Genomic DNA, 12940 nt, shown 5'->3' with positions numbered 1-12940 from the left:
GCTCAGTCTTTCATGTCCGCCACGGACGCTTCGTCAGGGCCGTCGTGGTCCAGGTGCTTCCGCTCCGCCCGCTCGATGACCTTCTTGCTGAGGAACACGAGCACGAGGAAGAGGACGATGACGCCGACGAAGATGTAGCCCGCGTAGTGGAGCTGGTCGGCGAGTTCGCGGTACGTGCCGGCCGCGAGAGCCGCCACCGAGATGTACAGGGCCGACCAGATCACGCACGCCGGAATGGTCCATGCGAGGAACCGCCGATAGGGGTACCCGCTCATGCCCACCGTGAGAGGCACCAGCGAGTGGAGCACCGGAAGGAACCGCGAGATGAAGATCGCCGGTCCGCCGCGGCGGCGGAGGTACCTCTCGGACCGCTCCCAGTTGGCCTCGCCGATGCGACGTCCCAGACGTGAGTGCTGGATCCTCGGGCCGAGGAACCGGCCGAGTCCGAACCCGATGCTCTCGCCGATGACGGCGCCGATCACGACGGCGATGCCGAGCAGCACCCCCTCGAGAGGGGAGGCGACAGCCGTCGCGGCGACGATGACGACGGTGTCGCCCGGCACCACGAGACCGACGAGCACGCTGGTCTCGAGCATGATCGCGAAGCCGGCGAGAAAGGTCCTCAGCACCGGGTCGACGCTCTGCACGGCGTCGAGCAGCCAGGTGAGGAACTCGTTCACGCCACGAGCCTAGAGCCCGGCGCGCGCCCCTAACCTGGGAACATGTCGGACACCCTCGCCGCCGTGCGCGTCACGCAGTGGGCGGATCCGGCATCCGTCTTCGCCGCCCTGTTCGCGCATGAACCGCATGTCTTCTGGCTGGATGCCGGCCCCGGCGCGCGCGAGGGCTGGAGCTGGATGGGCACGGGCACTCCCGACGATCCCGGGCGGGCGACCGCGACGGTGTGCACGGGCGGGTCGGCCGACGCTGCCGCCTCGAGTGGTGCGGCGTTCCGCGGCGGGTGGGTCGGCTGGAGCGGATACGACGACGCCGCCGCCCGCGCCGGCGCACCCCCGTCCCGCGACGCCGACGGTGTGCCGCAGGATCTCTGGCTGCGGGTCGATCGCCTCGTCGCGTTCGATCATGGCGCGCAGCGCGTCCACGTCTTCGGCTCATCCGCCGACGTGCCGCGGGTCGTGGCGGCCGTCGCCGGCGTCCCGCTGCGATCTCCGGCGATGCCGGCACCTGTGCTCGGGCCGGCGCGGTCTCGCCACGCGCCGGAGGAGTACGCCGCCCTCATCGAGCGCTGTCGCGACGCGATCCGCGAGGGCGACGCATACCAGCTGTGCCTCACGACGCGGTTCGAGGTCGAGGCATCCGTCGATCCCGTGGCGGTGTACGCACGCCTGCGGGAGGCGACGCCGGCGCACCACGGGGGGATCGTGCGCTCGGGACGGGTCGCGCTCCTGAGTGCGAGTCCCGAGCGATTCCTCGACGTCTCGCCCGGCCCGGACGGCGCCGCGATCGTGCGGACCCGGCCGATCAAGGGCACCCGGCCACGGGGCGGCGATCCCGCGACAGACGCCGCACTGGCGGACGAGCTGCGCGCGAGCGAGAAGGAACGCGCCGAGAACGTCATGATCGTCGACCTGATGCGCAACGACCTCTCGCGGGTGTGCCTGCCGGGCAGCGTTGGAGTCGACGCGCTTCTGGAGGTGGAGTCGTACCCCGCCGTGCATCAGCTGGTCAGCACGGTCTCGGGCCGTCTGGTCCCCGCGACGACGGTCGGCGACCTGCTGGACGCGACCTTCCCGGCCGGCTCGATGACGGGAGCGCCCAAGCTGTCGGCGATGACCATCCTGCACCGCCTCGAAGATGCGCCGCGCGGGGTGTTCTCGGGGTGCTTCGGCTGGATCGGCGAGGACGGCGGGCTCGACCTCGCGATGGTGATCCGATCCATCGTCGTCCGCGAAGACAGTGCCTATGTCGGCGCCGGCGGCGGCATCACCTGGCGATCGGATGCCGCGGCCGAGGTCGCGGAGGTCGGCATCAAGGCACGCGCGCCGCTCGCCGCGTTGGGCGCCGGACTGCCGCCGGGCTGGTGAAGCCGCCCTTCCGCTAACCTGGAAGGTGCGCTTCGTGCGCCGTATGCGCTGCGTGCGCTCTGCGTGCTTCCCGGCATCCCGGCATCCCGTCATCCCATGATTGGTACTTCCCTCGTGAGTCACACCGACACCCCCGTCACCTCTGCGCCCGCCGAGGGCTACGACGCGTACTCGATCCAGCAGAAGTGGCAGGCGCGCTGGGCCGAGGCCGACCCGTTCCGGGCCGGCGGTGCCGACGACAAGCGTCCGCGGAAGTTCGTGCTCGGGATGTTCCCGTACCCCTCCGGCGACCTGCACATGGGGCACGCCGAGAACTACGCCTACGTCGACGTCGTGGCCCGCTTCTGGCGCCACCGCGGCTACAACGTGCTGAACCCGATCGGGTGGGACTCGTTCGGCCTGCCCGCCGAGAACGCGGCGATCAAGGGCGGCGCGGGCTCCGACCCGCGCGAGTGGACGTACGCGAACATCGCGCAGCACAAGAAGAGCTTCCGCGAGTACGGCTCGTCGTACGACTGGTCGCGCATTCTGCACACCAGCGACCCCGAGTACTACCGCTGGAACCAGTGGCTGTTCCAGCGCCTCTACGAGCGCGGGCTGGCGTACCGCAAGGCGAGCCCGGTCAACTGGTGCCCGAACGACCAGACGGTGCTCGCCAACGAGCAGGTCGTCGACGGCCACTGCGAGCGCTGCGGGGCCGAGGTCGTCAAGAAGAACCTGACGCAGTGGTACTTCAAGATCACCGATTACGCCGACCGGCTGCTCGACGACCTGAACCAGCTCGAGGGCTTCTGGCCGCAGAAGGTCCTCCGGATGCAGCGTAACTGGATCGGCCGCTCGGTCGGCGCCGACATCGACTTCGAGATCGAGGGCCGCGCCGACAAGGTGACGGTGTTCTCGACGCGCCCCGACACGCTGCACGGCGCGACCTTCATGGTCGTCGCGCCCGACAGCGATCTGGCGGCCGAGCTCGCCGCCGGCTCGACGGCCGAGGTGCGCATGCGCTTCCAGGACTATCTCGAGCGCGTGCAGCGCGAGACCGACATCGAGCGCCAGTCGACGGACCGCCCGAAGACGGGCGTGTTCCTCGACCGCTTCGCGATCAACCCGGTGAACGGCGATCGCCTGCCGATCTGGGCGGCCGACTACGTCCTGGCCGACTACGGCCACGGCGCCGTCATGGCCGTGCCCGCCCACGATCAGCGAGACCTCGACTTCGCCCGTGCGTTCGACCTGCCCGTCAAGGTCGTGGTGGACACGACGGCGCCGATCACCGGCGCCATCCCCGTCATCGAACTCGACGACGACGGCGTGCCGATCGATCCCGGCCCGGTCGAGACGCTGTCCGACGTGGACCCCGCCCGTACCGGTATTGCGCTCACCGGAGAGGGCCGGCTGATCAACTCCGGGTCGCTGGACGGCCTGTCGAAGCGCAACGCCATCGCGCGCATCATCGAGCAGCTCGAGGCCGCCGGCACGGGTCGTGCCGCGAAGTCGTACCGCCTGCGCGACTGGCTGATCTCACGCCAGCGATTCTGGGGCACGCCGATCCCGATGATCCACACGGAGGACGGCCGTATCGTCCCGGTGCCGGACGACCAGCTTCCGCTCGAGCTGCCCGATGCGCGCGGACTGGACCTGAAGCCCAGGGGGACCTCCCCGCTCGGAGGCGCCACCGAGTGGATGAAGACGACGGACCCCGAGACAGGCGAGCCGGCGCTGCGCGACCCCGACACGATGGACACGTTCGTCGACAGCTCCTGGTACTTCCTGCGCTTCCTTGCGCCGAACGACCCGACGCAGGCGTTCCCGTCCGCCGAGGCCAACCGCTGGGCTCCCGTCGACTCGTACATCGGTGGCGTCGAGCACGCGATCCTGCACCTCCTGTACGCGCGCTTCATCACGAAGGTGCTGTTCGACATGGGGCTGATCGACTTCACCGAGCCGTTCACGAGTCTCGTCAACCAGGGCATGGTGCTGCTGGGCGGCTCGAAGATGTCGAAGTCGAAGGGCAACCTCGTCGAGTTCGCATCGAGCATGATCGACCCGGGCGCCGACGCGTCGCGCGTGGCGATGGTGTTCGCCGGCCCGGTCGAGGACGACATCAACTGGGAGGACGTGTCGACCACCGGGGCCCAGAAATTCCTGGCGCGCGCGTGGCGTGTCGCCAAGGACGTTTCGAGCGAGCCCGACGCCATCTGGGCGGAGGGTGATCTGTCGCTGCGGCGCGTCACGCATCGCCTCCTTGCCGACGCGCCCGGGCTCGTCGAGCAGACGAAGTTCAACGTCGTCGTCGCCCGGCTGATGGAGCTGGTCAACGCCACGCGCAAGGTCATCGACAGCGGGGCCGGCCGGGCCGACCCGGCGGTGCGCGAGGCCGCCGAGGCGACCGCCATGATCCTCGACCTGTTCGCTCCGCACCTCGCGGAGGAGATGTGGCAGATCCTCGGCTACGAGGGCTTCGTGGGCCTGGTGCCGTGGCGCACGGCCGATCCGACCCTCCTCGTCGAGGAGACCGTGACGGCGATCATCCAGGTCGACGGCAAGGTCCGTGGAACCCTGCAGGTTCCCGCTCGCATCGACGCCGCAGAGCTCGAGCGCCTCGCGCGCGCCGATGAGAAGGTCGTCCGCGCCCTCGGCGACCGTGAGATCACGCGCACCGTCGTTCGACCCCCCAAGGTCGTGAGCTTCAGCACGCACTGACCTTCCTCCCCAGGAAGGCCGGGCCGCGGGATCTCCACATCCCCAGGCCTGCGCGCATCACGGTCGTCACCGGACTCCTAGCGTGAGTCCGGTGACAGCCGGTGATCGCGACGAGCCGCTCGGAGCGGTCGCCGGGGTCGCTGCACCGGGCGCGAGCGCGCCGTACCCGAGCTCGGACTCGGGCGTGCCCGACCCGTCAGCACGGCGACGGCTCGGCGTCGGCGCCGTGGTCGTGCTGGTCGTCGCCGCACTCGCCGTCACGGTGGGCATCGGCATCCTGCGCGGCGCCATGGCACCGGTGGACGAGGTCGCGGTGGACCAGACACCAGCGCCTGCCGCCACGGGAGTCGCCGACGTCTACGTGCACGTGTCCGGCGCGGTGCGCACACCCGGCCTGTACCTGCTGCCCGCGGGCGCGCGCGTGGTGGACGCGGTCGCCGCCGCGGGCGGCTTCAGCGAGGACGCCGATCGCGACGCGGTCAACCTGGCGCGCACCCTCGACGACGGAGAGCAGCTGCCGGTGCCGCGCGAAGGGGAGGCGGCGCCGCCCGGCGCGGCCGCTCCGCCACCCGCCGACGGGCGGGTCGACCTCAATACGGCGGACGCGGCGCTGCTCGAGACGCTGCCGCGCGTCGGCCCGGCACTCGCCGAACGCATCATCGCCTGGCGCGAGGACAACGGCGGATTCACGAGCATCGAAGACCTCCTGGCCGTGCCGGGCATCGGCGACAAGATGCTGGAGTCCCTCCGCGATCTCGTGACGGTGTGACGTGCCGCGTGGCGCAGTGCTCCGGCTCGTTCCCGTCGCCGCTTCGTGCTGGGCCGCCGCCGCCGCGGCGATCCTCCTGCCCACGGCCTCTCCCTGGCTCGCCGCCGCGCTGTGGCTCGTCGTGGCGCTGGGCGCTGTCGCGGTCGTGGGCACGAGCCGGCCCGGAACAGCGTCTAGCCGCGCTGCCCACGCGCGACGACGATCCCGGATGCCGCGTCACGCGGTGCGGCGTGCGCTCGTCGTCGTGGTGCTCGCTGCCGCAGCATCGGCGGCCGCCGCCTCGCATGTCGCGGCGGCGCAGCCGACGAGGGGGAGCGTCGGACAGCTGGCCCTCGACGGTGGCCGCGCTGTCGAGGTCCGTGCCGTGGTGGTCGGCAAGGTCGAGCGGCGTGCCGACGGCACCGTCGCCTTCGATGCGCGGACCTCGCGCTTCACGACGGGGCACGCGACCCGCGCGACGGACGTGGAGATCAGCGTGCACGTGGCGGTGGGTGATGTCGAGCGCCTCTCTTCCCTCGACGTGGGTGCCGTGGTGCAGGCTCGCGGCACCGCCACGCCCGGCCGTGCCGGTGAGCGCGACGTGCTCGTGCTCTGGGCGTCCCGAGGCGTCGACGTTGTCCGTGCGGCCGAGGGGGCGGCCGCAGCGGCGGCGGAGCTGCGCCGCGGGCTCGTCCGCGCCATGGGCGGTCTTCCCGGCGACGGGGCAGGTCTCGTGCCGGGGCTGGCGGTCGGCGACACGTCGGTGGTATCTCCCTCGCTCGACGCGGCGATGAAGGCGGCATCGCTCTCCCACCTCACCGCGGTGTCGGGCGCCAACTGCGCCCTGGTGGTCGGCATCGCCTTCGCCCTCGCCGCCGCGCTCGGCGCGTCGCGCGGCCTCCGGGTGGGCTGCGGCCTCGCGGTGCTCGTCGGATTCGTGGTGCTCGTCACCCCCGAGCCCAGTGTGGTGCGCGCCGCCGCGATGGCCGCCGTCGCGATGCTCGCCGTGCTCCTGGGCCGCACGGGAGTGGGCATGTCACTGCTGGCCACGGCGGTGACGGTGCTGCTGGTCGTCGATCCGTGGCTGGCGGCATCGCTGGGCTTCGCGCTCTCGGCGGCTGCGACGGCCGCGCTGCTGCTCTGCGCCCGTCCGCTCGCGGGGGGCCTCGCACGTGCGGTTCCGCGTCCGCTCGCGCTGGCGCTGGCGGTGCCGCTCGCCGCGCAGCTCGCCTGCGGGCCCCTGCTGATCCTCATCGAGCCGACCGTTCCCGTCTACGGGGTGCTCGCGAATCTCCTCGCCGGCCCCGCGGCGCCGGCAGCCACCGTCCTCGGCCTGGCGGCATGTCTGAGCGCGCCCTTCCCGTGGCTGCAGTCGGGGCTCGCTGCTCTCGCGTGGGTGCCGGCATCCTGGATCTCCGCCACCGCGACGACCGTCGCCGGACTCCCCGGCGACGCCCTGCCCTGGTGGGAGGGGTGGCCAGGAGCCACGAGCCTGACGATCCTGGGTCTGGCCATCGGGCTCGTCATCGTGCTCCGGAGCGACGGACCTCCGGCACGGCGGCTCGTCCACGCCGCGTCGGTCGCGCTCGTGGCCGTCGTCGCGGGGGCTGCTCTGGGCGCGGGGGCGCTCACATCGGTCGTCGGCCGCTGGACGCTGCCCGCAGACTGGTCGGTGCTCGCATGCGACGTCGGCCAGGGCGACGCGGTGCTGCTGCGCTCGGCCGGCACGGTCGCCCTGGTCGACACCGGCCCGACCCCGGAGCCGCTGGCAGCCTGCCTGGCACGCGCCGGCATCGAGCACATCGACCTGCTGGTGCTCACCCACTACGACCTCGACCACGTCGGCGGGCTCGACGCCGTGCGCGGTCGGGTCGGCACCGTGCTGCACGGTCCCGGCGACGTGGAGGCGGTGCGTCGCATCGCCGCGTTGACGGCGGAAGGGGCGCGGGCGACCGAGGCGTCGGCCGGCCTCAGCGGATCACTCGGCGCGGCGCGTTGGCGTGTGCTGTGGCCGAAACCGGGCAGTCGCGCGTTCCCGACCGGGAACGACGCGAGTGTCGTCCTCGACGTGCGGGGTGGCGGCATCCCTCCCACCCTGCTGCTCGGCGATCTGTCAGCCTCGCCCCAGCGAGTGCTGATGGCCTCCGGCGCTCTCGCACCGCCGTACGCCATCGTCAAGGTGGCGCATCACGGCAGCGCCGACCAGGACGCCGGCCTGTATGCCGCCGTGCAACCGGCTGTGGCGCTGCTGACGGTGGGAGCGGGCAACGACTACGGGCACCCGCGGGCGGAGACCCTCACGATCCTCGAGGACGAAGGGGCGCGCATCGCCCGCACCGATCAGGAGGGGGCGATCGCACTGTGGTGGTCGGGAAGCGCGGTCGCGATGTGGCGGGAACGGGGAGGATGACGGGCCGCGCCTCGCGCCCGGGCGGTGAGGTCGGCGGCCGTCGGTAGGCTGGAGCAATGGCTTCTCCCGCTCGCCGCACCCCCGCGAAGACGGCGCGCAGCGCCATTCCGCAGCTGTCGTGGCGCGCGCCGCAGCCGGCGCCGATCGTCCTGGTGTCGGGCCCCGAAGAGGTCTGCGCCGAGCGCGCGATCGCCGGCGTGCGCGAGTACCTGCGCGCCGAGGATCCGACGCTCGAGGTCTCCGACATCCGCGCCGACGACTACGCCGCGGGAACGCTGCTGGGCGTCACCTCGCCGTCGCTGTTCGGCGAGCCGCGGCTCGTGCGGGTGAGCGGCGTGGAGAAGTGCTCCGACACCTTCCTGGCCGAGGCGGTCTCGTACCTGTCAGCCCCGCAGGACGGCGCCACAGTGGTGCTGCGCCACACCGGCGCCAGCGTGCGCGGCAAGAAGCTGCTCGACGCGATCCGCGCGGGGCAGGGCTCGGGCGTGGAGATCGCCTGCCCGGCCGTCAAGCGCGACTCCGACCGCTTCGACTTCGCCGCGGGGGAGTTCCAGGCAGCCAAGAAGCGCATCGCCCCCACGGCGCTGCGAAGTCTCGTCTCCGCCTTCGCCGACGATCTTACCGAGCTGGCGGCCGCCTGCCAGCAGCTCATCGCCGACGTGCCCGGCGATATCACCGACCAGCTCGTCGAGCGCTACTACGGCGGCCGCGTCGAGACGTCGGCGTTCACGGTCGCCGACACGGCGATCGCCGGCCGCTACGGCGAAGCCCTGATCGCCCTCCGCCACGCGCTCGCCTCGGGTGCCGATCCGGTCCCGCTCGTCGCGGCTGTCGCGATGAAGCTGAGGACGATGGCGCGGGTGGCGGGCAACCGCGAACCCTCGGCGGCGCTGGCGGCGCGACTGGGCATGAAGGACTGGCAGGTGGACCGTGCGCGCCGCGACCTCATGGGATGGAACGAAGAGAGCCTGGGCCGCGCCATCCAGGCGACGGCGAGGGCGGATGCCGACGTCAAGGGCGGCTCGCGCGATGCGGTCTTCGCGCTGGAGCGCATGATCACCGTCATCGCGACGCGTGCGCCCTACGGCGCCTGACGTCCGGCGACGCGAAATGGCCCGCCCCTTGACGGGACGGGCCATGTCGACTCGCTCTGACCGCGCACTCGCGTGGCGGCGCGGCCTCAGGGCCGCAGAGCGCGTCGAAATCTCAGAGAGCCGAGACCTGCTTGGCGATGGCCGACTTGCGGTTCGCCGCCTGGTTCTTGTGGATGACGCCCTTGCTGACGGCCTTGTCGAGCTTCTTGGACGCCGTGCCCAGAGCCTTCTCGGCGGCGGCCTTGTCGCCGGCGGCGATCGCCTCGCGCGTGCGGCGGACGTGCGTCTTCAGCTCGCTCTTCACTGCCTTGTTGCGCTCGCGCGCCTTCTCGTTGGTCTTGTTGCGCTTGATCTGCGACTTGATGTTCGCCACGTGTCGACGTTCTTTCGTTCGAAGGGAATCGGATAGATGTGCCGGTCAGCGGTAGAGGGGCGCTTCGCGACGGTCGTGAGGGCGAACCCACACGCAAGCCAAACAAGGATTCTACCAGGTCGGACGCCGTGCGATGGACGGCGCCGATGCGCGGGGGAGCGGTGCCGGATGATGCATGATCGAGACGTGGCTGCGCGCGTCGCCCGAGGCGCGCGCCCCTGACGAAGGAGTCCGCCGTGCCGCAGCATCCGTCCATCGACCTCGCGACGTTCCCACCCGGCTTCCGATGGTCGGCCGCGACCGCCGCGTTCCAGGTGGAAGGCTCCCGCACCGCCGACGGCCGCGGCCGATCCATCTGGGACGATTTCGTCGATGCTCCCGGCGCGGTTCACGGCGGGGCGACGGCAGAGCCCGGCCCCGACAGCTACCGGCGCCACCGCGAGGACGTCGCACTGCTGGCGGCCCTCGGCGTCGACCGCTACCGCTTCTCGATCTCGTGGGTGCGGGTGCAGCCCGAGCCCGGCGGTCCTGTGCTGCAGGCGGGGCTCGACTACTACCGCCGGCTCGCAGACGATCTGCGCGACGCCGGCGTCACCCCCTTCGCAACGCTGTATCACTGGGATCTGCCGAGCACGCTCGAGCAGCAGGGCGGCTGGCTGCGGCGCGGCACCGCGGAGCGCTTCGGCGAGTACGCCGAGATCGTCGCCGAAGCACTGGGCGACCGCATCCGTCATTGGTACACGCTCAACGAACCGGTCTCCACATCGCTGCAAGGCTATGCCGTCGGCACGCTGGCGCCGGGTCGACAGCTGCTGTTCGACTCGCTGCCGACCGTGCACCATCAGCTCCTCGCCCATGGCCTGGCGCAGCGGGCGCTGCGCGCCGCGGGCGCCGAGGAGGTCGGCATCGTCAACAACCACACGCTGGTTCTCCCTGCGAGCGGGACGGATGCCGACCTCACCGCCGCGGCGGTGTACGACGTGCTGCACAACCGCGTCTTCGCCGAGCCGGTGCTCACCGGGGCGTATCCCGATCTCGAAGCGCTCGGCATTCCGCCGATGCCGGTCGCAGACGGCGATCTCGACCTGATCTCGGTGCCGGGGGACTTCTACGGCATCAACTTCTACAACCCGACGACCGTCGCGGCCGCGCCGCAGGGCGGCCCGATCCCGTTCGAGATCGTTCCCACGCCGGGGGCGCCCGTCACGGGGTTCGGGGCGGAGTGGCCGATCGTGCCCGCTGCGCTCACCGAGCTTCTGCTCGACTTCCGCGAGCGCTACGGCGACCGCCTCCCTCCGTTGGTGATCGGCGAGAACGGCGCGTCGTTCCCCGAACCCGACCACGTTCACGGCCCCGTGGACGACGCCGATCGCATCGCGTACCTGGCGGGCCACATCGATGCCGTGGGAGCTGCCATCCGGGCCGGCGTGGACGTCCGCGAGTACACCGTCTGGTCGCTGCTCGACAACTTCGAGTGGGCCGACGGCTGGACGCAGCGCTTCGGGCTGGTGCACGTGGACTTCGATACGGCGCAGCGCACGCCCAAAGCCTCGTTCGACTGGTACCGCACCCTCATCGCGGAGTCCCGCTCGTGAACGCCCGGCGAGGTGCGAAGGTCGGAGCGGGCTGGTTCACGCTCTTCACGCTCGCGTGGCTCGCACTCTGGACCGTGCAGCTGACGCCGTTGCAGCTGCTCATCCCGCTGCAGCTGGACACACCCGACGACGCGGCGGGCTGGATCACCGGCGTGGTCTCGTCAGGACTCGTGCTGGCGATCGGCGGTGTCGCCGGCGTGATCGCGGCCCCGCTCGCGGGCGGCCTGTCCGACCGCACGCGCGGCCGATGGGGCCGCCGGCGCCCCTGGGCCCTCGGCGGCGTCGCGCTCGGCACTGTGTCGCTCGTCGCGATCGCGTTCGCCGACGGACCGTGGGGGGTGGGCCTGGCGTGGGTGGGCGTCTCGGTGGGCGTGGCCGTCGCCTCGGCGGCCTTCACCGCGCTCATCGCCGACCAGCTGACGACGCAGCGGGGTGCGGCATCCGCTGCCGTCTCCTCGTCGCAGGCGCTCGGCATCGTCGTGGGCGTCGGCGTCATCGTGCTGCTCGAGCTCGGCGTCGCCGTCGGCTACCTCGCCCTGGCGGGCTTCCTCGCCGTCGTGGGCACCGTGGCCGCGCTGCTGCTTCCCGATCCTCCGGCGAGCGGCGACGTAGCGGTCGCACGTGAGGTCCGAACGCTCCGCGAGCGCCTCGCGGCGCTGCGGGACCGTGACTTCGCGTGGCTGCTCGCGGGACGCCTGACGGTCAACATCGGCAACGCGCTCGGAACCGGCCTGCTGCTGTTCTTCCTGCTCTACGGGCTGCACCGGGATGCCGCGACCGCCGAGGACGAGCTCCTCCTGCTGATCCTGGTGTACACGCTGTTCGTCGTCGCGTCCTCGATCGCATCGGGCTGGATCTCCGACCGCACCGGCCGCCGCGTGCCGTTCGTGGTGTGGGCCGCCGTCATCCAGGGGCTCGCGTCGATCATCCTGGTCGTGGCGCCGTCGCTCACGTCGGCCATGATCGCGGCGGCCCTTCTGGGCGTCGGGTACGGCGCGTACATGTCGGTGAGCCTGGCGCTGGGCACCGACCTGCTGCCGTACCCGGAGGACCACGCGCGCGACCTCGGATTCGTCAACGTGTCGGCGAGCCTGGGACAGCTGATCGGGCCGCTCCTGGGTGCGGGCCTCGTGGCCCTCGTCGGAGGGTTCTGGCTGCTCTTCCTGATGGGCGGCATCCTGTCGATCATCGGCGGCGTGATGACGTACGCGATCCGCGCCCGTGAGCGCTCAGCCGTCTGATGCCTCGAGGGTGGTGAGTGCGACCTCCAGGAGAGCGTTGAAGACGCGCGGGCGCATGACCGTGACGTGGTGGGTCGTGCGCGGCACGACGACGAGCTCGGCGTGCTGCGCGATGCGCACGAAAAGCCTCTCGTTCACGCGGAGCTGGTCGTACTGCCCGTTGACGAACCACAGCGGCACGTCGATGCGGTGCAGCGCCGCGAGGAGATCGAGCACTGAGAGGCTGCGCAGCGCCGTGTCCTGTGCGTCCAGCGCGTAGCCGCCCGCGCCGAAGTCGGCGCGTGTCTCGTCGGGAAGGATGCGGTCGAGCATGCGGTCCGTCAGCCACATCCCACGGTCGGGCAGCGAGTCGAACCCGCGTGCCAGCACGCGATAGGCGGCGAGCCCGACGCCGCGCGGGATCGCGGTGCAGGACGCCGCGATGAAGCCCGCGACGGGCGGCGGATGCTCCGCGCCCGCGTACTCGATGCACAGCAGGCCGCCCATCGAGTGGCCGGAGAGGAGGACCGGCCCGCGCTCGGCGGCGGAGCGCACCGCCTGATCGATCGTCGCCATCGCCGATTCGAGCGTGAACTCCTCGGCCATGCGCGATCCGTGTCCCGGCAGATCCACGGCGGTCACGGGGGTGCCGCGAGCAGTCAGGTAGTCGACCTGGGAGCGCCACATCGTGGCGGACGTCCGGATGCCGTGGACGAGCACGACTTGCACCACCATGACGACAGGCTAGCCGG

Annotated in this window: 10 protein-coding genes; 7 read left to right on the top strand and 3 right to left on the bottom strand. The window is 71.7% G+C overall.

Annotated features, from left to right (window positions below; genetic code table 11):
• Nucleotides 1-2 precede the first annotated feature (2 nt).
• Nucleotides 3-680 carry a DedA family protein gene (locus tag NCG93_RS03985; RefSeq protein WP_194415308.1) on the bottom strand — a complete coding sequence of 226 codons (678 nt, stop codon included), beginning with the start codon at nt 678-680 and terminating at the stop codon, nt 3-5.
• A gap of 42 nt (nt 681-722) precedes the next feature.
• Here NCG93_RS03985 and NCG93_RS03980 point away from each other — a divergent pair, with 42 nt between their 5' ends.
• The 5 genes from NCG93_RS03980 to holA all read left to right on the top strand — a co-directional run bounded on the left by NCG93_RS03980 (nt 723) and on the right by holA (nt 9000).
• The gene (locus NCG93_RS03980; RefSeq protein WP_194415309.1) at nt 723-2045 is read left to right on the top strand and encodes an anthranilate synthase component I family protein; all 1323 of its coding nucleotides are present in this window, start codon (nt 723-725) and stop codon (nt 2043-2045) included.
• A gap of 96 nt (nt 2046-2141) precedes the next feature.
• Entirely contained in the window at nt 2142-4748 is a 2607-nt protein-coding gene (leuS, locus tag NCG93_RS03975; protein ID WP_194415310.1) for a leucine--tRNA ligase, read from the top strand.
• Nucleotides 4749-4932: 184 nt separating this feature from the next.
• The gene (locus tag NCG93_RS03970) at nt 4933-5517 is read left to right on the top strand and encodes a ComEA family DNA-binding protein (protein ID WP_252787440.1); all 585 of its coding nucleotides are present in this window, start codon (nt 4933-4935) and stop codon (nt 5515-5517) included.
• Nucleotide 5518: 1 nt separating this feature from the next.
• The gene (locus NCG93_RS03965; protein ID WP_252787433.1) at nt 5519-7906 is read left to right on the top strand and encodes a ComEC/Rec2 family competence protein; all 2388 of its coding nucleotides are present in this window, start codon (nt 5519-5521) and stop codon (nt 7904-7906) included.
• Nucleotides 7907-7962: 56 nt separating this feature from the next.
• Nucleotides 7963-9000 (top strand): DNA polymerase III subunit delta, encoded by a 1038-nt coding sequence (holA, locus tag NCG93_RS03960; RefSeq protein ID WP_194415311.1) that lies wholly within the window; start codon nt 7963-7965, stop codon nt 8998-9000.
• A 112-nt stretch (nt 9001-9112) separates the two neighbouring features.
• Here the strand turns inward: holA and rpsT are convergent, their stop codons facing one another.
• The gene (rpsT, locus tag NCG93_RS03955) at nt 9113-9373 is read right to left on the bottom strand and encodes a 30S ribosomal protein S20 (RefSeq protein ID WP_163617239.1); all 261 of its coding nucleotides are present in this window, start codon (nt 9371-9373) and stop codon (nt 9113-9115) included.
• A 236-nt stretch (nt 9374-9609) separates the two neighbouring features.
• Between rpsT and NCG93_RS03950 the strand changes: the two genes are divergently transcribed.
• Entirely contained in the window at nt 9610-10968 is a 1359-nt protein-coding gene (locus tag NCG93_RS03950) for a GH1 family beta-glucosidase (protein WP_194415312.1), read from the top strand.
• A complete protein-coding gene (locus tag NCG93_RS03945) occupies nt 10965-12209 on the top strand; it encodes an MFS transporter (RefSeq protein WP_194415313.1) in 1245 nt (414 codons plus the stop codon). Before NCG93_RS03950 ends, NCG93_RS03945 begins: the two co-directional genes overlap by 4 nt.
• Here the strand turns inward: NCG93_RS03945 and NCG93_RS03940 are convergent.
• Nucleotides 12198-12923: an alpha/beta fold hydrolase gene (locus tag NCG93_RS03940; RefSeq protein ID WP_194415314.1), complete on the bottom strand. Its 726-nt coding sequence runs from the start codon at nt 12921-12923 to the stop codon at nt 12198-12200. The genes NCG93_RS03945 and NCG93_RS03940 overlap by 12 nt on opposite strands.
• Between the last annotated feature and the right edge of the window lie 17 nt (nt 12924-12940).

The organism is Microbacterium yannicii, assembly GCF_024055635.1.
In the GTDB taxonomy this organism is placed as follows: Bacteria; Actinomycetota; Actinomycetes; order Actinomycetales; family Microbacteriaceae; genus Microbacterium; species Microbacterium yannicii.
The sequence above is the reverse complement of the archived record's forward strand: the minus strand, read 5'-3'. Positions and strand labels throughout refer to the sequence as shown.